General features: G+C 44.7%; 21 protein-coding genes. 4 read left to right on the top strand and 17 right to left on the bottom strand.

Annotation, left to right across the window (positions count from 1 at the left end):
• Nucleotides 1–166: 166 nt before the first annotated feature.
• Nucleotides 167–1,141: a DUF2161 family putative PD-(D/E)XK-type phosphodiesterase gene (locus MHI25_RS08805; RefSeq protein WP_340395259.1), complete on the top strand. Its 975-nt coding sequence runs from the start codon at nucleotides 167–169 to the stop codon at nucleotides 1,139–1,141.
• 979 nt (nucleotides 1,142–2,120) lie between these two features.
• On the opposite strand, the gene MHI25_RS08800 is transcribed toward MHI25_RS08805, so the two are convergent.
• Together MHI25_RS08800 and MHI25_RS08795 are read right to left on the bottom strand one after the other, a co-directional pair.
• A complete protein-coding gene (locus tag MHI25_RS08800) occupies nucleotides 2,121–3,338 on the bottom strand; it encodes a PLP-dependent aminotransferase family protein (protein ID WP_076184673.1) in 1,218 nt (405 codons plus the stop codon).
• Nucleotides 3,339–3,482: 144 nt separating this feature from the next.
• Complete coding sequence (locus MHI25_RS08795) at nucleotides 3,483–4,139, bottom strand: response regulator transcription factor (protein ID WP_036684433.1); 657 nt, start codon at nucleotides 4,137–4,139, stop codon at nucleotides 3,483–3,485.
• A 284-nt stretch (nucleotides 4,140–4,423) separates the two neighbouring features.
• Here MHI25_RS08795 and MHI25_RS08790 point away from each other — a divergent pair, with 284 nt between their 5' ends.
• A complete protein-coding gene (locus MHI25_RS08790; RefSeq protein WP_036684435.1) occupies nucleotides 4,424–4,831 on the top strand; it encodes a hypothetical protein in 408 nt (135 codons plus the stop codon).
• Complete coding sequence (locus MHI25_RS08785) at nucleotides 4,828–5,892, top strand: phosphodiester glycosidase family protein (protein ID WP_143766386.1); 1,065 nt, start codon at nucleotides 4,828–4,830, stop codon at nucleotides 5,890–5,892. Before MHI25_RS08790 ends, MHI25_RS08785 begins: the two co-directional genes overlap by 4 nt.
• A 347-nt stretch (nucleotides 5,893–6,239) precedes the next feature.
• On the opposite strand, the gene MHI25_RS08780 is transcribed toward MHI25_RS08785, so the two are convergent.
• The 8 genes from MHI25_RS08780 to MHI25_RS08745 all read right to left on the bottom strand — a co-directional run bounded on the left by MHI25_RS08780 (nucleotide 6,240) and on the right by MHI25_RS08745 (nucleotide 15,400).
• The gene (locus MHI25_RS08780) at nucleotides 6,240–6,494 is read right to left on the bottom strand and encodes an AbrB/MazE/SpoVT family DNA-binding domain-containing protein (RefSeq protein WP_036684437.1); all 255 of its coding nucleotides are present in this window, start codon (nucleotides 6,492–6,494) and stop codon (nucleotides 6,240–6,242) included.
• A 127-nt stretch (nucleotides 6,495–6,621) separates the two neighbouring features.
• A complete protein-coding gene (gene trmL, locus MHI25_RS08775) occupies nucleotides 6,622–7,086 on the bottom strand; it encodes a tRNA (uridine(34)/cytosine(34)/5-carboxymethylaminomethyluridine(34)-2'-O)-methyltransferase TrmL (RefSeq protein WP_076218323.1) in 465 nt (154 codons plus the stop codon).
• 124 nt (nucleotides 7,087–7,210) lie between these two features.
• Complete coding sequence (gene serC, locus MHI25_RS08770; protein ID WP_036684441.1) at nucleotides 7,211–8,299, bottom strand: 3-phosphoserine/phosphohydroxythreonine transaminase; 1,089 nt, start codon at nucleotides 8,297–8,299, stop codon at nucleotides 7,211–7,213.
• A gap of 106 nt (nucleotides 8,300–8,405) precedes the next feature.
• Nucleotides 8,406–9,293, bottom strand: coding sequence for a hypothetical protein (locus MHI25_RS08765; RefSeq protein WP_076303845.1), 888 nt, complete (start codon nucleotides 9,291–9,293; stop codon nucleotides 8,406–8,408).
• Between the two features lie 111 nt (nucleotides 9,294–9,404).
• Nucleotides 9,405–12,143, bottom strand: coding sequence for a cellobiose phosphorylase (locus MHI25_RS08760; RefSeq protein ID WP_340395258.1), 2,739 nt, complete (start codon nucleotides 12,141–12,143; stop codon nucleotides 9,405–9,407).
• A gap of 29 nt (nucleotides 12,144–12,172) precedes the next feature.
• A complete protein-coding gene (locus MHI25_RS08755) occupies nucleotides 12,173–13,009 on the bottom strand; it encodes a carbohydrate ABC transporter permease (protein WP_036684447.1) in 837 nt (278 codons plus the stop codon).
• Nucleotides 13,009–13,902, bottom strand: coding sequence for a sugar ABC transporter permease (locus MHI25_RS08750; protein WP_076126435.1), 894 nt, complete (start codon nucleotides 13,900–13,902; stop codon nucleotides 13,009–13,011). Before MHI25_RS08750 ends, MHI25_RS08755 begins: the two co-directional genes overlap by 1 nt.
• 127 nt (nucleotides 13,903–14,029) lie before the next feature.
• Nucleotides 14,030–15,400 (bottom strand): extracellular solute-binding protein, encoded by a 1,371-nt coding sequence (locus MHI25_RS08745; RefSeq protein WP_076126433.1) that lies wholly within the window; start codon nucleotides 15,398–15,400, stop codon nucleotides 14,030–14,032.
• A 376-nt stretch (nucleotides 15,401–15,776) separates the two neighbouring features.
• Between MHI25_RS08745 and MHI25_RS08740 the strand changes: the two genes are divergently transcribed.
• The gene (locus MHI25_RS08740; protein WP_076101584.1) at nucleotides 15,777–16,811 is read left to right on the top strand and encodes a LacI family DNA-binding transcriptional regulator; all 1,035 of its coding nucleotides are present in this window, start codon (nucleotides 15,777–15,779) and stop codon (nucleotides 16,809–16,811) included.
• Nucleotides 16,812–16,947: 136 nt separating this feature from the next.
• Here MHI25_RS08740 and glnA read toward each other — a convergent pair whose 3' ends face one another.
• The 7 genes from glnA to MHI25_RS08705 form a co-directional block, all read right to left on the bottom strand.
• Nucleotides 16,948–18,372 (bottom strand): type I glutamate--ammonia ligase, encoded by a 1,425-nt coding sequence (gene glnA / locus MHI25_RS08735; RefSeq protein WP_036684454.1) that lies wholly within the window; start codon nucleotides 18,370–18,372, stop codon nucleotides 16,948–16,950.
• A gap of 283 nt (nucleotides 18,373–18,655) precedes the next feature.
• On the bottom strand, nucleotides 18,656–19,702 hold the full coding sequence (gene aroF, locus MHI25_RS08730) for a 3-deoxy-7-phosphoheptulonate synthase (RefSeq protein WP_076281065.1): 1,047 nt from the start codon (nucleotides 19,700–19,702) through the stop codon (nucleotides 18,656–18,658).
• Between the two features lie 264 nt (nucleotides 19,703–19,966).
• The gene (locus MHI25_RS08725; RefSeq protein WP_076126427.1) at nucleotides 19,967–20,923 is read right to left on the bottom strand and encodes a 4-hydroxy-3-methylbut-2-enyl diphosphate reductase; all 957 of its coding nucleotides are present in this window, start codon (nucleotides 20,921–20,923) and stop codon (nucleotides 19,967–19,969) included.
• 59 nt (nucleotides 20,924–20,982) lie between these two features.
• Nucleotides 20,983–22,449 (bottom strand): HAMP domain-containing sensor histidine kinase, encoded by a 1,467-nt coding sequence (locus MHI25_RS08720; protein ID WP_076126425.1) that lies wholly within the window; start codon nucleotides 22,447–22,449, stop codon nucleotides 20,983–20,985.
• 1 nt (nucleotide 22,450) lies between these two features.
• Nucleotides 22,451–23,140: a response regulator transcription factor gene (locus tag MHI25_RS08715; RefSeq protein ID WP_036684461.1), complete on the bottom strand. Its 690-nt coding sequence runs from the start codon at nucleotides 23,138–23,140 to the stop codon at nucleotides 22,451–22,453.
• 105 nt (nucleotides 23,141–23,245) lie between these two features.
• Nucleotides 23,246–24,919: a trypsin-like peptidase domain-containing protein gene (locus tag MHI25_RS08710; protein WP_076184679.1), complete on the bottom strand. Its 1,674-nt coding sequence runs from the start codon at nucleotides 24,917–24,919 to the stop codon at nucleotides 23,246–23,248.
• Nucleotides 24,920–25,155: 236 nt separating this feature from the next.
• Nucleotides 25,156–25,809 (bottom strand): response regulator transcription factor, encoded by a 654-nt coding sequence (locus MHI25_RS08705; protein ID WP_036684464.1) that lies wholly within the window; start codon nucleotides 25,807–25,809, stop codon nucleotides 25,156–25,158.
• Nucleotides 25,810–25,812 lie beyond the last annotated feature (3 nt).

The raw sequence follows: 25,812 nt of genomic DNA, 5'->3' as shown, positions 1-25,812 counted from the left end.
TTGCTCTTCTACTTGCTCTCCTATAGCGTTAAAAAGTGTATTACATACCTATGCGGCAAGCGCGGAATAGTTGACCTCTTTTTTACTGTGCTATAATAGAGAATCAGAAAATGGCTGTAAAACCTTATTGGGAAACCCGAAAATAAAGGCCTACGGGAGTGACAAGATGGCGGTACGACATGAAACGGAGCTGTATGCTCCTTTGAAGATTTTTTTTGAAAAGCAGGGTTACAGCATCAAAGGTGAGGTTCGGACCTGCGATTTGGTGGGGATTCGGGAGGACATTGAGCATCCTCTGATTGTGGAGATGAAAAAATCATTCAATCTCGCCTTGCTGCTGCAAGGGGTAGAACGGTTGAAGCTCAGTCCTACCGTCTATCTCGCAGTGGAACGTGTCCGTGATAAAAAAGGAGCGGTGAACCAGCGCTGGGGCGAGCTTAGCGGATTATGCCGCCGGCTCGGTCTTGGGCTGATCACTGTTATCTTTTATAAGACCAAAGCACCGCTGGTCGAGGTGCTCGTAGAGCCAGACGAGAAGCCGCCTGCGCAGCGCAGCAACAAGCGGCGGCGCGAACGCCTGCTCTATGAGTTCCGCGAGCGCAGCGGAGACTACAACACCGGCGGCAGCACGCGCGTCAAGCTCGTGACGGCCTACCGCGAGAAAGCGCTGCGTGTCGCGCTTTCTCTGCAAGCAGCGGAGGCGGACGCCGCCGCCGCTGCAGAGAAGGCAGCTGCGAAGGCTTCGCTTGCAGCAGCCAAACGTTCAGCGGCGGGCACCGCTGAACAGGTTCCGGCGCTGAGCTCAGCGCCGGAGAGCCGTGCTGCCGGGGACGCGGCAGCACGGGAGGCAGCGGCGGCAGGCACGCGAAGCGGTGCCCCTAGCGCTGCCTCAAGCACGCTTCCAGCGGCCGTATTGGCCGCAGGAAGCGCTCCCAACTCGGCCGGTATCACTCCGGCCGAGCTGCGGAAGCGTAGCGGCGTACCCACCGCCGCCGCTATGCTTCAGAATAACTACTACGGCTGGTTTCACCGGGTAAGCCGTGGGCGTTACACCCTAACCCCAGCCGGTCATGCGGCGCTGGTGGAATATGCCGCGATAACAAGCGGCGTACCCAATAACAGCAATCATCCCATTAATTAGCTAACCTAGCCGGGACAGTACTTCTATCGACTATTTCTTTTAGTCGGGTCTTATTCTTTTAGCTCGGTTCTAATCATTTACTCAGACTTTAAACTTATTATTCTGATGCACACATAACATGTGTAAATAACGCCAAAAAGCATCCCAACTACGGGATGCTTTTTCGTATGACTAATCTTATTTAAATCCTATCTCTGTGCATTCCATGTTCTTAACTTACACTTAACATATTAGTATCTGGTGCGTACCACGCTCTTACTACACTCATATCACATTTAGATTACATTTTTAGCACACTAGTATCTCATACGTACCATGTCTTATTTTACTCATATCTCATTAGTACTCATACATACCACATTCGTATTACATTCTTACCGCGTGTTTAACTCGCTCTTCCCACGTTCGCAAATCATTCTCATCACATTAGTAACTCATTCGTCCACATTCAGATTTCATTCGCGTTCGTATCTCACTCTTACCACGTTCATATCTCTGCGTACCTCATCCGGCTCTAAGTGCCTGTACTTATTTAACTTATTTACACTCTCGAACACGAGCCTTATTTACTAATTACTATTTTCTCTACTCTTGCTTTAACAAGCTACTCTTGCTGAATCATTCAAAGCAAAATAAGCTTTAAAAACACCATTCCGAAAAAGGCACACTAAGTTATTAGGGAAATCCTCCCCAATATTCTTCGATTCACACGCTAAAAACCGCATTTTAGGGAAATCTTCCCTGATTTTCGCCAGATTTACCCCTAAAACGGGGAATCCCTTGATTTTTTAGGGAGAAATTCCCTAAACAGTCCATTTTAGAGTTCAAATCGACCAGTTTTAGGGAGGATTTCCCTAATTAATCTCACATCACGAACTTCGTCTTGCCCGACTTGTAATTCTGTCCTTGTTTTAGCTCTAAAAGTGTCTTGTGTTATCATTCATTTCAATCATTTCATTCCCAACTTTCATTCCACTACCTAACTCCGTGCTGTGAACTCCTTAACCGCTTCGCTCATCAGATTCATGCCAAGCAGCAGCTCATCCCGGCCGGGATGGCTAAAGTTAAGGCGAAGGTGATTGCTGACTCCATCTACACTACATAACGGACCTGGCAAAAAAGCCACTCCCTTACCTAGCGCACATTTGAGCAACGCCATAACATCCATTCCCTCTGGTGGTGCGACCCACAGGAACATGCCTCCTGATGGAAGGTCATAGTAGCTGCCCTTCCAAGCAGGCCGCTTGAGCAGTTCCACCATAAGCTTCAGACGGGTGTTATACTCTCGATTCAGCTGCGCGATATGCTCACGCAGATCAAACGCAGACACATCCAATAAATGATGCAGCAGCCGCTGATTTAATGCGCTCGACTGCCAATCGGCCATCTGCTTAGCCGCAGACATCATTCTGATCAAGACTCGGCTGCCTGCCGCCCAGCCCGTCCGCAGCGCGGGCGCAACGGTCTTGCTGAACGAACCGATATAAAGCACGTGTCCGCCATCGCTGATATTTTCCAGTGCATACAAAGACGGATATCTTTTAGCCTTTTGTTCACCCTGCTTCTGGAAGTGCAAATCCCCATAAGAATCATCTTCCACAATCAAGATGTTATATGCGATACATAAATCCAATACTGCGCGGCGTCTCTCCAGACTCCATAAAATGCCGCTTGGATTAGTAAAGCTAGGGGTTGCGAACAGCATTTTCGGCTTATGCAGCTCAATCTGGCTCCGCAAATGCTCCGGATCAAGCCCGTCCAAATCACCCTGTACAGGAATAATAACGGCCCCCTGCATCCGAAGAGTCTGCAAAAATCCTGGTGAGGTCGGATTTTCTACTAATACACGATCTCCTGGATCAATATACACCCGCGACAACAAATCAATGGCTTGCTGGCTACCCGTTGTTAGCAGAACTCCACCCTCAACAACATTTACCCCTTTTTCTTTAAGCCAATCCCCTGCGAGCCACTCCCGAAGCGGTCCGTACCCTGCAGGATCACCATATTGCAGTGCTCCCGCATCTGCTGAAATCACCGTAGATGCTGCTTCAGCAAGCAGTGACAATGGGAATAGTTCTTCCGCTGGTAATTCTTCAGCTAGCGATATCATGGAGCTTCTCCGTGTTTGGGTGCGGATACTAAGAAGCGATGACGACAACAATGTGTGTGCGCGAGCAGAAAATTCGTAAATCATGCGAAATCCCCCTTCCCTGTTACCAAGTAGAAACGGCTTCGTCATCCTCATCCAAGGATGGGATGGTTACCCATTCAACATGATATTCTTACTTCTACTCCAAGAATATTCCACCCCATACGTCATTATGTCGTAAAGCGTGGGTTAGGCGTAGATTTGCCTGTTTTGTCTTGAGAAGAGCGCGAATTTCTCAATCGCTTGTGCCCGGGTCGAAACATCTAGCTTTACATAGATTTTGCGCAAATAATTATCAATGGACCGACGGCTTACCGCAATTTCAAGCGCAATTTTATCGTAGGTAATCCCTTGAACGATTCGCTCCATGATAAACATCTCTGTCTCCGTCAGTTGCAGAACATCATCTAATCCTTTAAATGTCGAAATCGGCCAAGCTCCTTTTTCAATCCATTCCAACGGCATTGAAAGAAAACCCTCCCGTAAACCCAGGATCAGCTGTAAAAGCTGACGGGGAGAAGCTCCCTTCGAGAATATCCCGCTGGCTCCTAGTTCTACGAGGGGCTGAAGCAGTTCTCGCCCGTCTTCGTCTGTCATCACGACAAAATGTGAGTTTGGTGAGCTTTTTTTCATATTTAACAGCACACTCTCAATATTCCCCTCAGGCATATGATAATCTACTAGCACTAGCTCGGGATTTTTTTCCCTTACGATGGTAGCGCCTTCGTCCCAAGTGGAATACATTCCCAGAACCTTAAGCCCCTCTTCCTCTTCCAAAATCAATTTTGTCCCCAGCATACTTGTAGGATGACACCCCACAATGACCACCTGCCAAACCTTCATCATTAATGCCCTGACCCCCTGCTCTATATATAATTATCTAGAAAGGAAAGCGCCGCAGCGTTTCCGGTTAAAACGCAAGCAAGGCTGTATGATGACTTGTCTGTATAATCTCTAGCTGGTTACCTTGTGTACGTCTATCAGAATTCCAATCTATAGAAATTGTATCGCAGTAGTTTAATAGGATGCAATTACTTTTTCTAGTTTTCATACTCTCTTACATTTTTGCGAATCTTGTCAAAGTCTGATAGAATGGGGACTTGAAAAAAAGACCAACCCGAGGTGATAAAATGCAACCGCTAGCGGAAACGTCCCCGGTACGCTCGCGCTCTACTACTGCGAGAAACGGCCCTTCCGTAAAATGGTTTTTACTGTTCTGGATTATGATGATCGGACTCGGCGTATATGCTGTATACAGCTACACGAACCATCTGAAGCAACAGGTGCTTACCGAACTTAGTACTCAGAGCCAGCAGCAGCTTACCGTTTTGAAGACCGACTATGAAGCAAAAATTGCCGTTCTCTCTGAAGAAGTGAAGGAATTGCAGAATACAGTGCAAAGCTTTAACGAACTATTAACCTTCACTAAAGATAATGCTAGTGCCAAGACAGATAACAGCAACAAGCTATATACGCAATTGAGTGAGGTAAGCAAACAGTTAGAAGCATTGAAGAAAGAAATGGATCTGATCAAATGATGACGCCAGTCAAAAGAGTAAACCGCTTCTTCATGCTTCTAACTGCACCGTTCATAGGCTTGTTTATTTGTATGTCGTGGTATCGACCACCGCTACAGCTAGACCTTGATGTAGGACAATTCACTCCAAGCGCTGGGCCAGTGAATGAAACAGCTTCCTTAAAAAAAGAGCTGACGCTGGCAGAGGCCTCCGCAGCTTACACCATTGATGCTGTCAGCGCTAGTGCCAAGCTATATAAAGAGACTACCACTACGATGAATAAGCTGGTCGAAACAGCACAGACTCAGGCGAACCGGCCTGAACTGATCTATAACCGCAGGATTTCAGCCAAGCTTGGTATACCTTCAGAGATCGTTACTAGCGACCGTATAAGAGTTGAGTTATATCGATTGAATCCAGGAAACTACAAAGCTTATGCGTTGAAAATCAAATTGAAGGACCCGACCGCTATGAAGATGAGCTTGGCGGAGACAGCCTCCGGTGCGGAAACTACTATGCATGCCGTACAGCGTAATGGTGCCATTGCTGGTATTAATGCGGGCGGCTTTGCAGATCAATCCGGAAAACGTTATCCCTTAAGCACAACTGTAGTGGATGGAAAGTATTTATACGGTTTTGAGCCCACGTACAAGGACCTAAGTTTTGTTGGGCTGAACAAATCCGGGCAATTAATCGGAGGGAAATTCTACAGTCGCGCACAATTAGATCAGCTAGATCCGGTATTCGGCGCCACCTTTGTGCCTGTCCTCCTTAAAAACAACATCAAAACACCCATACCCGAAAAGTGGAAAACATCCCCTAATCGGGCACCACGTACCGTGATCGGCAAATATAAAGATGATCAGATCCTGCTTTTTGTAGCGGATGGATATAATGAGTATGGCAGCTCTGGTGCACAGCTGGAGGAGATTCAGAACAAATTATCGAATATGGGTCTCGTAGATGCTTATAATTTAGATGGTGGTGGCTCTTCCTCATTGATCTTTAACGGAAGAGTTATCAATAAACCATCCGATGGAAATCTAAGAGCTGTGCCAACGAATTTTCTGTTTTTTAAATAATATAGTAAATTGTCTATGTAACATATCACATTTGCGTTTATTTTTATTAAATTGCAGGTTATAATCTTGATAACGAATACATTCGCTATTGGAGGTGCCAGTATGTCGTTCTCATTAACCTTTTGGATCGTAATGTTCGTATTTGTGTTATTTACGGTCGGCATCCTTACCTCATCTTACAACGACGACAAAACAAAAGGCCTATAAAGCCGATATGTCCCTGCAGCCACTTGGTGCGGGGGCATTTTTCGTATACATAAAAAAACTGCCCCCCAAGTAGAAGAGTTCTACGAAGAGGACAGTTTTTTTACAAGCTCTTGGCTGTCAAAATTCAAAATATGTACTTCTTAGGCATGTCTTGGCAATTGAGTCATTTCCGAAAGGCATGCAGAACAAATATAACGATCTTTATATTCGCTTACACCATCCATCGATCCACAGAAAACACATTTTGGACGGTAACGCTCCAAGATGATATGGTCACCCTGTACCAAAATTTCAACCGGGTCGCCTTCATTCATCTGATACCTTTTACGCAGGGACTTAGGCAGAACAATTCTACCCAACTGATCCACTTTGCGAACTACACCAGCAGGTTTCATAACTAACGTACACCTCTCCTGTTCAAGAAAAATTATTTAGTAGCTACTACTTATTTCGGCTCTTTCAATATATTTCGTTACCTAATTGTCGAATCCTGCTGAAAAAAATAAAAAATTTGTCTTTTTTTTAAATAAGATTAGGGAAATCCAATTGTCGAAGCGCCTCGTACACAATAATTGCTGCCGAATTGGATAAATTCAGAGATCTCACAGCATCACTCATTGGCATGCGCATTTTTGTTTCTTTACCTGCTTCTAGAATCTCTGCAGAAAGCCCCTTCGTTTCCTTGCCAAAAACAAAAAAATCGCCATCTTGGAACTTAAAGTCGCTGTATCTTTTCTCTGCTTTCGTCGTTGCGTAAAAGAAACGCCCCTCGCTATATTTCTCCAAAACCTCAGCAAAGGAGTCGTGATATTCAATAGTAACAGCATGCCAATAGTCTAATCCTGCTCTTTTTAATGTAGCATCGTCTGTACGGAATCCGAGTGGACGAACCAAGTGAAGATGAGTGCCGGTAGCGGCGCAAGTACGCGCAATGTTGCCAGTATTGGCCGGAATTTCCGGCTCGACTAATACGATATGGAGTGCCATTATATGGTTCCTTCCTCTCTAAAGGCTTAATAGCCAGATGTTTTACTCTAGTGCCTAACCATAGCTTCTCCAAACAAACTGAAAACCTTCCACCAAGAAGGCGGAAGGTTATAGATAGAATTCATTAACCTTGAGTTTGCCGGAAATGGTTCATGAAATCGGATAGTGCTTTTACACTTTCGTAAGGAACTGCATTGTAGATGGAAGCACGCAAGCCCCCAACACTGCGGTGACCCTTTAAGCCGACAAAACCTTCCAGTTCAGCAGCTTTGACAAACTGCTTTTCGAGTTCTTCTGATTGCATCCGGAAAGTAACGTTCATAATAGAGCGGCTGCCTTGTTCTGCAACACCACGGTAGAAACCGTCACTTCCATCGATGTGATCATATAACAGACCCGATTTTTCAAGGTTCTTGGAATGGATGCCAGCTAAGCCGCCTTGCTCCTCAATCCATTTTAATACTTCGTTCACCATATATACAGAGAAAGATGGAGGTGTATTGTAAAGAGAGTTATTCTTATAATGAGTGCTGTAACGCATGATAGTAGGAATGTTAGAAGGTGATTCTGCAAGCAATTCTTCTTTCGCGATAACTACAGTCACGCCTGAAGGTCCAAGGTTCTTTTGTGCTCCGGCATAGATCATTCCGAATTGGTTCACATCGATTGGACGGCAAAGTATATCACTAGACATATCCGCGATTAACGGAATCGAGCCTGCATCCGGAAATTCTGCATATTGCGTTCCTTCAATGGTCTCGTTGGAAGTAACATGAAGGTAAGCAGCATTCTCCGCAGCTTTGATCGAACTTAATTCAGGTATAGCCAAGAATTTCTTATCTTCGGAAGAAGCAGCAACATGAGCGCCTCCTACCAATTTGGCTTCTTTATAAGCTTTATCTGCCCAGCTACCTGTCATTACATAGCTACCTACTTGGCCTTCGGAAATCAAGTTCATAGGGATCATTGCAAACTGTGTGCTTGCTCCGCCTTGTACGAACAATACCTTATAGCCCTTCGGATTGCCGAGGAGCGAAAGCAGACGTTCCTGCGCTTCATTATGCACGGATTCGTAAATTGCACCACGGTGCGACATCTCCATGATAGACATTCCACTTTCCCGGAAATCAACAAACTCCGCTTGTGCGCGTTCCAGTACCGTAAGCGGCAATGCTGCCGGTCCGGCATTAAAATTGTATGCTCTCTTATTCAAAACTGCTCCCCACCCTTTCTCTCCTATCAATATGGATATGGTTATGATAGCAATATTCTCCCGCACCAGCAAGTATAATTATTCACATAAAAGGTTAAGACGGTACTCATTTCGCAGTGAAAAACCGGTAAGATCGGCGCCAGCTCTTGCTTTGACGCGGTAAAAGACTAATGTTCACAAATACTTCAGGAGAGACTACATGACCTTCTCCCCACAGGGCCATACGTTCTACTGGAAAGTCCCCACTCTCTCGCACGCCTGTTCCACTAGGCTTATGAACCAACTCCCAGGTGAACTCATTTTCCTGACCTTCCCAACCGCTCAACTTGCAATAAAAGGGTTTATCCGGTTCCTTTGACCAAGTAAGGGTATTCCCGGATACCTCTAGCAATTCTTTCGTATAGGAGGATTCTGGTTCTACTACCTTGAGTTCCCTCGGAAGACGCAGTTCGAAATCCTGCCCAATATTCAACCCGTCGATTCCGATGAAGTTGTGAATATATTCCTCCGTATGGAAAGGCTTTTGCCCTTTGTTATGCAGTTCATATGCAATTATTAATTGATCCCCCTGTAAAGAAATCGTTTTGGTTAGCTGCACAGCATATCCGTTGCTTTCCATCGGGTGGATCGTATAGGTGACCGCATCATTCCCTGCTTCGATATCCTTACTAAAAGAGGTTAAGGGGAACTCCTCATTGAAACTGTATAATGGGGAATTTCCTTTTTGTAACAATCCGACTCCGATTTTTGGAAACCAGCCTCCGATTGGTGCTTCATCATATCCAATTGCCCGGGAAATGCCAAACTCATTACAAAGCCCCTTGCCCCCAGTTCCTTCGCCTGGCTTCAAGCTTTCCGGCACACAAAACGTATGTTTCCCCTCTTCTAATGTCACCTGTGTAATAAATCCTGTCCAGTCAAAACGTGTGCCCTTATACTCTCCGATATCAGCGATATCGACAGTTAATATGCCATTTGACAGTCTGTAACCCATACCTAACGCGCCCTTTCGTTCATTGTTACAATGAATAAATATTCATTATTGAAAAAAACGTCTGCAGCCGCTATGAATAACGGTGCAGACGTCTTAAAATATCGTATAAAGCTACGCCAATGTCACTTCAATCAAGTGGCATTTCTCTGTCTGCAGAGAGAGCAACTCTTCACGCGGAATAATCGCACTTCCTGAGCCGCGCTGCAGCGTCACCTCGCTGCCATTCAGGGTAACAGCGTGTATTTGGTACTCCCCGTAGTTTAAGCTTCCTGTGGCTTTATAGACCACTTCAAACTCGCGATCCGCGAAGATTGTCTTAATAGAGGCTTTTCCCTCAGAATTAAACTGCGCTTTAACAAGCTTCGGTTCCAACAAAAGATCGCCTAGCTTACCTTTTACACCAAATACTTCAGTAACCATAGTTAACAGCAGCCAGCTCGCTGATCCTGTTAAATACGTATACATCCCTCTGCCTTGCTCGTTAATATACTCAGGAATTCCTGGGTATATGCGGGCTTTTGCAAAGTCAGTACTTAAGCTATACAGAGATTCTAGTACTTTATGTCCTTCTTTCACATATCCGCGTTTATACAACGCATTGCCATACATGATGGTCATGTGACTGAACATAGCACCGTTCTCTTTATGTCCAAAAGCAAAGCCAAAGGCGCGACCCAGATTTTGCTGGATCCCTCCAAAACGGGAATTAAGTCTGTACCCAATTTTGTCATCCAGTAGGTTACGATCCACGGCGGCAATGATATGAGGAATTTGCTCTGGCGCAGCTGCATGACCCATCAGCGGGAATACTTGACCTGTAAGCGTCATTCGAACGCCTTCTGCAAATTCCCCTTCCACTTGTTCTCCATCATTATTATAATAACCGTTAAACCAGCCTCCACCGTGTTCACTTTCCACCCACTCATTGCGGCGCAAATGATTAAAGATCCACTCTGCTTTTTGTTCCAGATCGTCCGCTACCGTCTCTATGTCGAGTGCTACACGAATACCGCTAACTTTGTTCGGAGCGGCAGCATAATATTGATTAAGTCTTTCATGCTTGCCTGATACAGATTCATAATCCACTTGCTCACCAAGCGAATCTAGCAATAGTTTCATTTCTTCTGCCAATTCAACTGTCTCTTGCCCTTTAGAAGTCTTTAGCGTACGCAGCACACGAGAAATATCCAATAAGTTACTTGCGTAGAATGCTGTGAAAGCTACACTCTCACCCCGGTCTGCGCCCATATCAAGACCATCATTCCAGTCTGCGCCCTCCAGCAGGATATTATTGTGCTCTCCAACATTAAAGAACGGAACCAGATTTTGCAGCAGGATATGCTCCAGAATCGTACCTTTATAAACCTCACCAGAAGTTGTTCTGAGATCACTTCCTAGCGAGGTATCCCATGAAGTATCGCGTTCCTTACACCGACTCATAAAGGTATCGCGGAAATACGTCTGTTCCTGCAATAAGAAATCAAGATCACCACTCTGATCCAGATATAACATAGTAGTTAAGAACGGCCAAGCTCCATGATCCATCCACACCCGCGGGATGTTGTTACGGTCGGCAATAAATTCACCAGGCTGTTGACCGATAATAGTGGCATTACTACCATCTATTCTTACCCCAGCGTAGTTGTTCAGCAGTAAGCTGCGCACTTCAGCCGGTTCCATAATAAGGAGTGCTAGACAATCCTGCCAAAGATCCCGCCAGCCACGTCCGCCTCTTCCATAATCATGATAAGGCAAGAAGGAGTTACCATAAAGTCTTCTCAGCACGGGTTGAATCGTAACCCATTTCATCCATTGGTCAGCATCTGAATCACCGGTATGAAATTCTACCATATTCACTTTATCTGCCCAGAAGGCTTTAGTTTCCTCAAGCAAATGATCAAAAGCTTCAGATGTACCATATTTGTTCATCAAAGCATCCACGTCAATTCTCTCATTATGGATCGCCATAACTACTATATAAGAATGGCTGTCACCAGGAGACAGAGTAAGCGTCTCGTAACGAAGACCCCCGATAGCCTCATATCCCTCTCTTTGTACGCCTCCGCCCTTGCCAATCTGCGGCGTGTTGTTCAGGATAACAGCTTCTGGCCAATCCAGGCTTCCACCTTCTCCAATGAACTCCTCCTGCACCGGAAAGAACCCCGCAGGTTGACTGCCGTCACCCTCTGCACCAAATACTCCATAAGAAGTGTGATTGATGCGGTGTCCCCGCTCATCAAAGGAGAGCGCAGGCTGAACCTCAACACCATAGGGTGAAGTATAAATCCGGTTAAGCAAAGAGGTTACATGTCTATGATCGCGCAGATCATCCGCCGAACGCGCGTAAATCGGAACTACCGCTGTCGGTGTCAGCGTAATAGCCTCTGCTGCTGTATTGGTCAACTTAACCTTCATTAATTCGATTTTATCATTACCACTTGGCACAAAGCTGGTGATTTCTGCTTTAACACCCATCTCTGCGTTACAACGCGTTACGCGTTGCCACAAGAAACCAGCCTCTAGTACCGCTTCATCAGTAGACGATGTATAAAAATCGGCATTTTGCTTAGCGGAGTTCCCCACTGCCGACCAAGCTCCCTTGCCGTCTACGTATACCCAGAAGTTGCGGGAAGCCCGCGAATTATGCAAATCTTCAACCGATAATGGCGGTGTCAAAAATGTATTATGACCTGTGGTAACCTGACCATGAAGTTTTGGAGTTACTGTCGACATCATTCCCCCTTCATTCACTAGAGGGAAATATAGAAAACTGCTGCGATCCGGTTGCTGAAGCCTGAATTCCCCATCATTTCCGGTGAATTCGAAGCCATGAATTTTATTACGATCCATTCTCTCCATCCTCTCATTTACACAACTACTTAAGCTTTAACCGCACCTGCCAATGCACCGTCAACGATATACTTTTGAATGAAGGTGTATAGGATGATAAGCGGTGCAGATACGATCATGATCCCGCACGCCAACATAGGCCAGTTGTTTCCGTATTGACCGCGGAATTCTTTAAGCCCGAAGGTGATTGGATAGTTTTCTGGACTCGGTAAATACATGACCGGTCCCACGAAGTCATTCCAGATACTAATAGCTGTTAGAATAACACCTGTAGCAATTACTGGTTTCATAAGTGGCATGATGATCTGGAACAAATAACGCATATATCCAGCACCATCCATACCTGCTGCTTCATCCATCTCCCGGCTAATTCCTTTGATGTAACCTACAAACATCATGAACACGATACCCGTTCCGCCTGTTTTAAGGAGAATGTAACCCAGCTTCGTGTCATAACCTACAAATCCTAGCTCCTGTTTCATGGTAAGCATCAGCTTGAACTGTGCGACCATTGGATTCGGCAGGAACTGAGACATCAAGAAGAACAAATAAATAAATCCGCTCCACTTCACATAATTTCTCGCCACCGGGAAGGCCCCAAATAACGAAACAATTAGGGTCAGCACTGTTGCTACGGCTGTATACAGCAGACTGTTTAAGAAATAATTAGAGAAATTCCCCTGTAGCCAAGCTTCTTTATAATTATCCCATTGAATACTTTTTACGAGACCGATAGGATCTAGCAGATATTCTGTAAAGGACTTGAATGAAATATTGATTACAAATAACAACGGCATGATATACAAAACAAGCAACACTGCAATCAGAATATAAGAGAGAGTTTTGGCGGTTTTGGAATCCTTCATTAATATTCCACCTCTCTCTTACGCATTTGTTTCACTGCAAATACTACAAACACCAGAATCATAAGGAACTGAACCACGGAAAGCGCGGAAGGAAGTCCCATCTGTAGAGAACCACGGAACGTCTCTTTATAAACGTCATATGCCATCGTTCTTGTGTTAAAGCGACCGTCCGTAGTTGCGAGAATAATATCAAAGGTGGACATCGCACCGATAATAGACAAAATAATGTTAATCGTAAAGGATGGAGCGATAAGTGGGAATGTGATATTTTTAAAAGATTGCCACTTCGTAGTTCCGTCTATATATCCAGCCTCATACAAATCTTTCGGTACGGATTGTAGTCCCGCAAGGAAAATCAACATCGAATATCCCATATACATCCAAATTTGCGTAAATATAATATAACCGAACGCATGAGTGAAGCTTCCAAAGAACATATCTTTATAACCGAACAAAGAATCATACAGTTGGTTAACCGGACCACTCAGCGGATCGAACATCATGCCCCATACCAGTGCAACTACCGCCACACCAAGCACAACCGGTAAAAAGAATACCGCGCGATAGAAATAATCGCCTTTCAGCTTCTGATTGATAACTACGGCCATAAGCAGACCGACACCGTTCTGTACAATGGTTACAATGACCATGAAATAAATAGTACGTATAATGGAATCCCAACGCTCGCCTGAATTTCCTGAGTAAAATACATCATAATAATTGTCAAGGCCTACGAAACTCATCTTGCTTCCAGGAACGTTAGTGATATCTGTAAATGAATAGATGACCGTCATCATAGATGGGCCAAAATAGAAAATTACATACAATGATAATGGAATCATTAGCAGCAGAAGCGGTATATATCGTTTAAAACCTTTCCCGAACGGATACATTTCTCTCACCTACCCAATCCTAATTCAATAAAATGATCGGGGCCTGCACAAAACAGACCCCGAAGCTGTAAAACATGTTTGGTGTACAGTATGTTGTAGATTCTTTTTTATTTATCGGGATAGCTACTTATTTAGGTGCTGCTGCTTCCCATTCTTTTTGTTGTACATCTGCAAGCTCTTTAGCGGTTTTAAACTCGCCGCCTGGTGCCAAATACTCAGTGTGAACGCCTTCAGCTGCAATGTGTTCACCAACGTTGTCACGGTTAATCATCATAATTTCATAAGCAAGTTCGAAATCTCCAGTCATGTATGGAGCAAGTTCTTTGTCAATAAAATCACTCTCAGTGGCAATATTGTCTTGTGTAGGCAAGAATCCTGCTGCTTTAACATATTCTGTGTAATTTTCTGGTTCAGAGAAGAATTCCAGCCATTTCAAAGCACCTTCTTTGTTCGGGCCTTTTTCTGCTGCATACCAAGTTACATCGTATTTACCGACAAGAGAATTATTCTTAGCAGCATCTTCTGTAGCTGGGATTGGGAAGTAACCAAATTTCACATCTGGATTTGCTGCCGCGATCGTAGGAGCATCCCAAGTTCCGTCAGCAATCATAGCTGCTTTTCCTGTTGCGAAAAACGAAGGTGCTGTTGCATAGTCGATACCCAAGAAACCGTCGATGATGTAGTTATCTTGAAGCGTCTTCATTTTCTCCAATACTTCTACAGCCTCAGCATCGTTAAATGCCGAAGTTCCCTTCCAAACGCCCTCAATCCATTGTTGTTGGTTGCCGCCACCCAGAATCTTAGCTTGCAAACCGAACACTGGCAGTTTCAATGGCCATACGTCTTTACCAGCCACTACGATTGGAACAATACTCTTAGCTTTCAATGTATCTAGAACACTAATGAACTCTGTCCAAGTTGTAGGTACAGTCAGACCGTTTTGTTCAAAAATTTCTTTATTATAGAAGAATCCTGACATTGCTACTTTACCGGTTGGGATTGCATACACTTTATCTTTATAAGTGCCGGCTTTAGCAATATCATTCGCATTGTAGTTTTTAACGAAAGCTTCGTTGCTCAGATCAGCAATCAGTCCGGAATCAATCCATTGTTGCCAGTCTGGCACTTTCGCACCTGGTGTCCAATCTTTCGGGGACAATCTCATACCGGATAGATCGGCAAGAACATCTACGTCACCAGCTGTAATTCTTGCTCTTTGTGCTTGTTTGAATTCATCATCCGGACCCGTGGTTGTGTACTCCACTTTGTATTCCGGATATTTTTCTTCAAACTTTTTATTAATTTCTGTAATGACCTTGTTAATATTCTCTTGTTTCCAGTGTAAGATCTTAATCACTTTCTTATCACCAGATGCAGGCTTGTTTGTTCCGCTGCCCGGAGTAGCCTCACCATTCGCGTTGTTATTGCTGTTTCCACATGCTGCTAATGAGAGCACTAGCGCTGAGCTCAACAATACCGCAGAAAGCTTCTTTACCATTTTGTTACCCCCCAGATAATTTGTTATGACCCTTTTAACGAAACCACATGCTAATTTCTGAAAATCACGAAACAGTAAGGACGATATCACAGAAAGCGGTTTCGGTGTTTTTATTATTACATCGTTATTTGTCTTTGTAAAGTCTTTTTTCTTTGTTCGTTTTTGAACGTTATTTGAACCGATTATTCAAAAAAACCTTTAAAACCAAGCATAATCCTAGTTTAAGAGTAAACATTCCATTGACTATAATCTTATTGAACTATAAAATAAGTAACGAAACTATTTCGTAAATCATAAATTCAAGTCATAAAAAATAGCCTTGAGTAGATTTTAAACATATATTACGGAACATTTTTCACTATAAGGGGGACTTAATTTGGCCTACAGCATCAAAGATATAGCGAAAATTGCTGGAGTTTCTGTTTCGACAGTATCCAAAATCATTAATAACTACAGTGATATTTCGGAAGATACCAAGACAAGGGTTCAACAAATTATAAAAGAAACTGGATATACCCCCTCCAATTCAGCTAAAACATTGGCTACGAAATCATCCAATCTAATCGGAGTGATTTTTGCCGGAATGCTGAATGTCGACTTTACCCACCCTTTTTTCATTGAGGTGCTAAATTCATTCAAAAAACAAATGGGACTACTAGGTTACGACCTTATCTTTTTTTCCAATGAAAAATTCCAAAGTGGCGATACTAACGATTATCTTGCCCGTTGCCAGCATTTTAATGTAGATGGGTGTGTGCTTCTATCCGGACAGGAGCTAGAAACCTCTATCAGCGAATTAGACAACAGTGCAATTCCGTGTATCGGCGTAGATTTAAAGCTGACCGGTGACAACTCTGGTTTTATCATGTCGGATAATTTCAAAATGTCCTCCAAAGTGGTGGAACACTTTTACTTACTGGGCTATCGAGAGCTTGGCTACATCGGCAGTTCCTCAGATTCAGACATCTCCAATATGCGCGAAAGTGGTTATCGCAAAGCTCTTGAAGATTTAGGACTGCCTATTAACGAGAATTGGTTCTTAAACGGAAGTAACTTCTTTGAGGCCAGCGGGTATGAGACGATGCGTAGAATGATTGAGAATGGAAATTTACCTAGAGCGATCTTCGCGGCGTCGGATCAGCTTGCTATAGGGGCGATGCGTGCCCTTAAAGAGGCTTCTATCGCCGTTCCTGAAACTGTCGCAATTATTGGCTGTGATGATATCGAGGCCTGCAATTATACAACACCCCTATTGACTACCATCCGCCAAAATAAAGATAAGATCGGCCGCCTAGCAGCGCTAATGCTATATGATCTAATAAACAACCAATCCGGCACGAGTTCTTTCAGCGTGGAGCCAGAGCTTATCATTAGAGAGTCCTGCGGCGCTCCTGAACGGGGGCTAGTGTAGTCTTTCTTAGCATATAGTCATAGGGCACAGTAAAATCCATTACTTTTCCTGATTCATAAAAAAGAAGCTGCCCCAAGTAGAATTCACTACTTTTGAGACAGCTTCTTTTATTATAAAGATTATAATAGCAGGAATCTTATAGATCGAAGTACAGGGCATATTCATGTGGATGAACACGAATGGCAACCTCTTGTGCTTCAGAACGTTTCAGAGCAATATAGTTATCGATGAAGTCCTTAGTAAATACGTCGCCTTCTGTTAGGAACTCGTAATCAGCTTCCAAAGAATCAAGCGCTTCGCTCAGGCTGCCTGGAACGCTGCGGATTTTTTCTTTATCTGCATCAGACAATTCATAGATGTTCTTATCCAGAGGACCATAACCCAGTTCTTGCGGGTTAATCTTGTTCTTGATTCCGTCCAGGCCTGCCATCAGCATTGCGGAGAATGCCAAGTAAGGGTTAGCTGTGGAATCCGGTGTGCGGAATTCGATACGACAGCCTTTTGGTGTCACAGCTGCTACCGGGATACGAACTGCTGCAGAACGATTTCCTTTGGAGTAAACCAAGTTAACCGGTGCTTCGTAGCCAGGAACCAGACGTTTAAAGGAGTTGGTGCTTGGGTTAGTCAAAGCGATCAATGCTGGTGCATGGTACAAAATACCACCGATATAATGAAGAGCCATTTCGCTCAGGTTAGCATAAGCGCCTTTTTCGTAGAACAAAGGAGTGTCTCCGTCAAAGATGGATTGATGCACGTGCATTCCGCTACCGTTATCACCGAACAGCGGTTTTGGCATGAAGGTTGCTACCTTGCCATACTGACGCGCAGTGTTTTGTACAATATATTTATAAGTCATGAGATTATCAGCAGTTTTCTTCAAGGTATCAAAACGGAAGTTAATTTCCGCTTGACCTGCAGTGGCTACTTCATGGTGATGACGTTCAATGCGTAGTCCAACTTCAGCGAGCAGACGGCACATTTCACTGCGGATATCCTGTTGGGAGTCAACTGGTGCTACAGGAACATATCCACCTTTAACGCCAACTTTAAATGCCAAGTTGCCGCCCTCTTCTTTACGACCCGTATTCCAAGCCGCTTCTTCAGAATCTACGAAGAATGAGGATCTGTTCATGCCACTTTCGTAACGAACATCGTCAAAGATAAAGAATTCTGATTCAGGCGCGAAGAATGCAGATGTACCTACTCCGCTTTTTTGCAGGAATTCTTCTGCTTTCACAGCAATACCGCGAGGATCGCGCTCATAACGTTCGCCATCAGGAGTGAAAATGTCGCACATCACGTTCAGCGTTGGATGAGCTGTAAACGGATCTATGAATACACTATTCGGATCAGGCATCATAACCATGTCTGATTCTTCAATACCACGGAAACCTTTGATGGAAGAACCGTCGAATGCTACCCCATTTACAAAAGTTTCATCTTCCACTTCAGAAGCTGGCAGAGAGATGTGGTGGGCACGACCACCTAAATCTACGAATCGAAAATCTACCCACTCGATATTGTTCTCTTTAATTGTTTGCAACACTTTTTCAACCGACATGAATTTTTCCTCCCCCAAGTTCCGAACATTAGGCCGCTCACAGTATGCAAATGTTCTTGTTTTAATTTTTTTTGCTGTCGTAATTATAAATCTCATACCTAACATCGTCAATGCTTATGTCAGGTATTTCTTTCAGCAATGTAAGATATTCTAACGCTTTCGTGAAATCTGTTATTTTCGCATATTTCCATGTCACATTTATTTTATCCAACTCCAAAAAAACCCTCTTTTCCCACTAGGTCGCGGGTTAAGAGGGCTTCCGAGGAAGCTATTAGGTTAAATTTTATAGGACCGAAACCGTTTCTGGCGAAGTTGAAAACTTACGTCCAACAATTGGAGCCAGCTTTTCCAGATCCTTAAGCAGGTTATCAAACTGATCAGGGAATAACGATTGAACACCATCACCTGTCATGGAATTGTCCGGATCTGTGTGCATTTCAATAATTAGACCATTTGCGCCAGCAGCAACAGAAGCTTTGGCCATAGGCTCAACTAACTCACGACGACCGGTTCCGTGACTTGGGTCAGAGATTACTGGAAGATGGCTTAAGCTCTGTAGAACTGGAATAGCCGATAGATCCAGCGTATTACGAGTGTAGGTCTCAAATGTGCGAATACCGCGCTCACAGAGCATTACATCCTTATTACCGCCTGCCAAAATGTACTCCGCTGCATTGAGCAACTCATCGTAGGTCGCACTGAAGCCACGTTTTAGAAGAACAGGTCTGCCACAGGTCCCCAGCTTGCGCAGCAAATCAAAGTTTTGCATATTCCGTGTACCCACCTGCAGAATATCCGCATGTTCCGCACAGATATCAACATACTCTGGTGTCATAACCTCTGTAATGGTCAACAGCCCATGACGCTTTCCTGCTTCAGCCATCATAGTCAAACCTTCCACACCTACGCCTTGGAAGCTGTACGGTCCTGTACGGGGCTTAAATGCGCCTCCACGAAGTACCTGAGCACCAGACGCTTTAACAAGCCGGGCGATCTCATCAATCTGCTCTGGAGACTCAACGGCGCAAGGTCCGCCCATGATCACCAGGTTTTCTCCACCAATCTTCACACCCTTGATATCAATAATCGTATCCTCAGGATGGAAATCCCGGCTGGCCAGCTTGTAGGATTTGGAGATCTTCACGACGTTCTCTACACCCTTCATTTGCCGCAAATGCTCGGCGAGCTTAGGAGTGACGACTCCCACTAAACCTATCACCGTGTGATCTGCTCCTCTGGAGAGATGCACCTGCAAGCCTTCTTTTTCGATTACGGCAATTATATCTTTAACCTGCTCTTCCGGTGTTTGATTTGATGTAATGACGATCATATTTATAACTCCCTCTCTACATTTAAAATTTATAATAATTCCGCTAAATACTATCGTGCTACGACGCGTGTTCGCTTTTAAGCTTTTATGCTTTTAATCACTAAAGCAATTTTACCTCAAAAAACGATTATAGTCAATCTATATTCTAGATTCCTATACCGGAAGCGTTCTTTCGATAAAAAAGAGCACTTAACCTCGACTGACGAAGTTAAGCGCTCTTGTTGCAGCGTTCATAATATATAAGTTCGAGCCTAGCCCATTACATTAAGTAGTACTTGCACTCTTATTCTTAACCGGTGGCAGCAGCTTCGCCATATTCACTGTACGTTTGATCTCCCACGTCTCCGGATTAGCCGAATCATACTGATCTAAGTAGTTAATCACTTCTTTGGTGATAGGTGTAGGTGTGGACGCGCCAGAAGTGACCCCGACGATATTTACACCCTCTAGCCATTCTGTTTGGAGTTCAGACACATCAGAAATACGATGGGCAGGAACCCCAGCGATTTCTTCCGACACCTGTGCCAGACGATTGGAGTTGTTGCTTCGCGGATCACCGACAACAATCACCAGATCACATTGCCCCGCTTGTTCCGCCACAGCCTCTTGACGTACTTGGGTAGCCATACATATCTCATTATGCACTTCAGCACCTGGGAAGGTCTCTAGAAGCTTTTTCATGATGTGTTTAATATCCCACTGGCTCATAGTAGTCTGATTCGTAATGACAATACGTGAAGAAGAGATGGATAACGTAGCAATCTCATCTTCTTTTTCAATCAGATGCACATGCTCAGGGGCAATACCCACAGCACCCTCCGGTTCCGGATGGCCTTTTTTGCCGATATAAATGACCTCATAACCATCATCTACTTTTTCCTGAATAAGATCATGGGTCTTCGTGACATCAGGACAGGTGGCGTCGACCGTAGTCAGACCCTTGTCCCTAGCCATCTTGCGCACCTCAGGAGAAACCCCGTGTGCAGTGAATATAACGGTCCCACTATCCACTTTATCCAGAATATCCAGACGATTATGTCCGTCCAAAGTAATAATGCCATCATCTTCGAACGAATTCGTGACATGACTGTTATGAACAATCATACCCAGTATATAAATCGGCCGGGGAAGATCGAGATTTTGCGCAGCCTGCCGTGCCATAACCATTGCATCGACAACTCCGTAACAATATCCCCGGGGAGAGATTTTAATGACTTCCATGAGTTCACCAGCTTTCTGCTTTCATTGACCTCTGTAATAGGACACTTCTAAATTATACCCTATTCCAGCGGCGGAGCAAAGAGAAGCGGTAACCAGATGACAAAAGTGGTACCCTCACCTTGGCGTGTAACAACCTCCACAGACCCACCATGCTCGTCAATAATCCACTTAGCAATGGATAAGCCAAGCCCAATCCCTTCCGTAATTCCACGCGATTCATCTGCACGATAGAAACGGTCAAAGATATATGGAACCTCATCTTTATCCATACCAATCCCTGTATCAGTAATCCGAATGCCAATCTGATTCTGATAGAAGAGGGTATCCAAACTCACGATGCCTGAAGGTGTGTACTTAAAGGCATTATCAATAAAAATAAAGAGCATTTGCTGTAGATAATCTTTATTCCCAACTATATATTTGCCATTTAAGACTGACATATCACCTGTAACCCACTCGGCTTGACGGGGCAGGAAAGAGGCGCGGCGCGCAATCTCATTCATCATCGGTTCCAGTGCCACGGGCTCTATATCAAAAGTACGTCCAGTATCCGCACGCGCGAGCGAGAGCATATCCGCTACCAAGCGGCTCATACGCTTAGACTCGTCTGCGATATCCTGCACCGATTCAAGCGATAGCTGGCGAATCTCAGCTTCACTCATCTTCCCTTCTCCGGGTTCCATCTCCCAAACCTTTTGCAGCAGATCAATATTTCCGCGAATCGTAGTGAGCGGTGTCCGAAGCTCGTGTGAAGCATCTGAAACGAAACGGCGCTGAGCCGCATACGAATCCTCCAGCTCTGTGTAGAACCCTTCCATACGCCCAAGCATACTATTAACGGTCTCAATAAGTCTTCCTATCTCGTCTGGCGGCCCATCGTATTCAATCCGCGAGCTTAAATCATTCCCCGTCTGAATCCCATTCGCAGCTTCAATTACTTTGCCGATTGGACTCATGGATTTGCGCGCAAGGAACAAGCCGAAGGTAAATGCCGCGATCAGAGTAGCAAAAGAACCTACGAGTAGTATATTTTTTAAACGCTCCAAGAGCTTGTCTTCCGAATTTGACGGTGTTGCCACCTGCAGAAGGGCCACAGGACTCTTATTCAAGTCATATATCGGTATCTGATAAACCATCAAATGATATCCGCCAAGCGTAGTCTGTTTGAACCCGTGAGCTTTATCAATATCTTCCAGTTTCGGAACATCGAATTGGATATCTAGATAATGCAAGTTCTCTGACTTTTGCAGGTTCTCATTATTATAGATATAGGTTTGCACCAAAATATTAGCTTCCTCCAGTTTGTTACCGAAGAAGGGGTTTATGCTCACACTTTGCAATGAACCGTCATACGCCCAGTTAGGATTGAGATTGGTTACAAGCTGCTCACCCTGTTTTTGTATACGATCCTTCAAGTCCCCATAAGTATTAAAATAAACAAAACCGTAAATTGCGGCTGATAAGGCCAGCAGCATAACGGCCAAAATCCCTGAATACCAAGCAGTCAGCCGCAATCTTATAGACATGTTAGTTGTCACCTCTTAGAATGTAACCGGCACCCCGGATCGTTTGAATGAGGCGTTTACCGCCATGCTCCTCCGTCTTTTGACGTAGCATAGCTATGTATACCTCAAGCACATTAGATTCACCGCTATAATCATAACCCCATATTTTATCCATGATCAGATCCCGTGAAAGCACACGTTTCGGATTCTGCATAAAAAGATGAAGCAGCTCAAATTCCTTCGCTGTTAGCTCCAGTCTTTTACCGGCGCGGGTAACCTCACGTGAATCCACATCCAGCGTAATATCTTCATAAGAAACCGCTTGCTCTCCACCTTCGCTTTGCTCACTCTTACGCCGAAGCAACGCACGTACACGTGCAAGCAGTTCTTCCAGCGCGAAGGGTTTAACCAGATAATCGTCCGCACCCAGATCAAGCCCTTTTACACGGTGCTCAATTTCATCCTTCGCGGTAAGCATGAGAACAGGAACATTACTGCCTCCTTCCCGCAAGCGGCGACATACTTCAAAGCCATCCACCTGAGGCATCATTACATCCAAAATTACCACATCCGGGTCACTGCTCAAGATTGCCCGTAATCCATCCGCTCCATTCACCGCTGTTTTCACATCGTAACCTTCAAAAGCTAAACCTCTACGCAGCATAGAAATAATCTTTTCGTCATCATCAATAATTAGAATATTCGGTCGCATCAAGCAGCCCCCATTGTTCAGTTCTTTTTATATATTGTAGCAGTTTACATCACAATTAGACAAAAACGGAAGGGTCGCCCCTTCCGTGTGACTTACCGTCCGGTATTATTGCTGCTGACTTTGTTGTGTAGTCGTTGTATCAAAATCATTTTTGTTACCGATGGTAACTGAGAGATCCATGGTTTTACCGTCGCGCACAACATTTAATGTTACTTTATCACCAACTTTTAACGTTTGAATGAAAGTAATCAGATCTTGGTTGGTTGCATACTTCGTTCCATTCGCACCGGTAATGATATCGTAAGGGCGCAGGTCAGCGGTATACGCTGGGGATTTATAGATGATGTCTGCAACCACAGAACCTTCTTTAATATCCGTACCCATTTGCTTAGCAACCTCATCTGTAATCGTCATAAGAGTTGCACCAATGAAAGGTACCGGCTCTTTCGGAATGGCTTGGTTGGCTTCCAGCTTATCTACGACTTCTTTAATCGTATTCACAGCGATTGCGAAACCAATACCTTGAGAATCCGTGCTGACGGCTACGTTCATCCCAATTACCTGCCCATTCATGTTGAGCAGCGGCCCACCTGAGTTACCCGGGTTGATAGAAGCGTCGGTTTGCAGCAGGTTTTTGTAATTACGTGTTCCACTGCCATCTTCTTCATTAATATCAATACTGCGTCCTTTTGCACTAAGAACACCGGAAGTTACAGTATGATCAAAGCCTTGCGGGTTACCGATAGCAACCACTTCTGAACCTACCTTTATGCTATCCGAATCTCCCAGTGCTACTGTAGGGAAATCACTATCTCCTTCAATTTTAAGCACAGCCAAATCCAGATCTTTGCTAGAACCTAGCAGCTTCGCTTCATAAGGCTTGGTTACGCCATCCACGGTGACTTGGATTACATCGGCATTGTCAATTACGTGCTGGTTGGTCAAAATATAGCCGGATTTCTCATAAATGAAGCCTGTTCCAATTCCATAAGGGATAAGCTGTGATGAAGAATCCGATCCTGATTTGGAATCCTGTTCATTTTGGGAAGAACCATTTCCACTGTATTGATCCCCGAAGAAAAATTGTGAGAAGGGATCACTCAGATTCGGACTGGATGAGCTTCCATTACGCGAATTAGATTTAACTAGTGTCTCAATCTTAACAACTGCTGGTCCCACCGCATCAACAACACCTGTCACATCACGAGATCCAGTCACCAAGGATGTAGTAGAAGTAGAAGGCGCAACACCTGCACTCTCGCCCGTTGTCTTCGCCGTTCCATTCGTTCCGGAGCTAGCAACCGTTGTAGCTGTATCTCCCGTAAACCAGTTACCTCTGTCTGCCATATACATTGAGCCCGAGAGAACGACCATACCGGCTAGGAATGATACCAGCACTGTTTTTAACGAGCTTTTTGGTTTTTTATTATATTGCCAGCCGCCGCCACCTTCAGAACCGCCACCGCCATTTCCTCCGCGGCCACCACCATTGCCATCATAGCCAGTGGTGCGAAGCGATGTGTTATAAGGCAATGGCTTTACAGGCTGTGGAGGTGTAACCTCGACACGTTCTGGCTCCATCCGATTGTAGTGCTGTGCGCCACCGTCAGTGTTATTCTCGTCTTTGTTCAAAGATTTAAAAGGTCCGTAAGAATAGTAGTATGATGATGATCCTGCTTCAGATGAATTATTATTATTGCTGCTATTGTTATTATTGTCCCATTCCCGATCTGGTGCTGGTCCATTGTCGCGATTGAAGTTGTTTTTGTTATCGTCCATGTTTATCTTTCCTCCTGCTTCCTGTCGCCGTGACAAGGATTAATTTGTTTTCATGTTCTTATTTTGTACTTTAAACCTTAAGGTCACATTAAAAACAATTTAAGCGCAGATAAAAGATATAGGCAAATGGGAGGAGATTAGGCAGGAAAGTAAAAAAAGAAGCTCGGGCGCGAAAAACATCGCGGCCCGAGCTTCTAAAACCATTTCAAATAGTAATGCACCTTAGTCTACAAGTCCTACCCCTGAGCCCAGCCCTTCCGATGAGCGTAAATAGCCAACTGGGTACGGTCATCAAGCTCGCATTTCATCAACAGATTGCTGACATGCGTCTTCACTGTCTTGATGCTGATATGCAGCTCCTCACCGATATCCTTATTGGTCTTGCCCTCAGCTATAAGCAGCAGGACTTCCTTCTCACGCTCTGTTAAACCGGAGGAATCACCTTGCACGGTGCGCTGGCGAATACCACGGGTCAGCGCCTGTGACACATCACCCGTCATGACTGGCATGCCGCGGTAAGCCCCTTGCAATGCGTAGATTAACTCTTCTGCCGACACTGTTTTGAGCACATAGCTGACTGCACCAGCCTCTATAGCATCTACAACAAGATCATCCTCCAGGAAGCTGGTGAGGATCACGATTTTGAGGCCAGGAAATTCAGCCAGCACTGCTCTTGTGGTCTCGGCACCATTCATCACTGGCATCATCAAATCCATCAGCACGAGGTCAGGCAGACCTTCATGTCCACCAGCACGCAGCATCTCCAGCGCCTCTTGTCCATTCGCCGCCTCACCGATGACCTCGAATGTAGGCTCCAGCATTAGATAAGTTTTGAGGCCCATCCGTACCATATCATGATCATCTACGAGCAACACTTTTATGACACTCATGCT

Origin of the sequence: Paenibacillus sp. FSL E2-0177, from assembly GCF_037992975.1 — a bacterium.
Lineage (GTDB): Bacteria > Bacillota > Bacilli > Paenibacillales > Paenibacillaceae > Paenibacillus_AQ > Paenibacillus_AQ odorifer.
The sequence above is the reverse complement of the archived record's forward strand: the minus strand, read 5'-3'. Positions and strand labels throughout refer to the sequence as shown.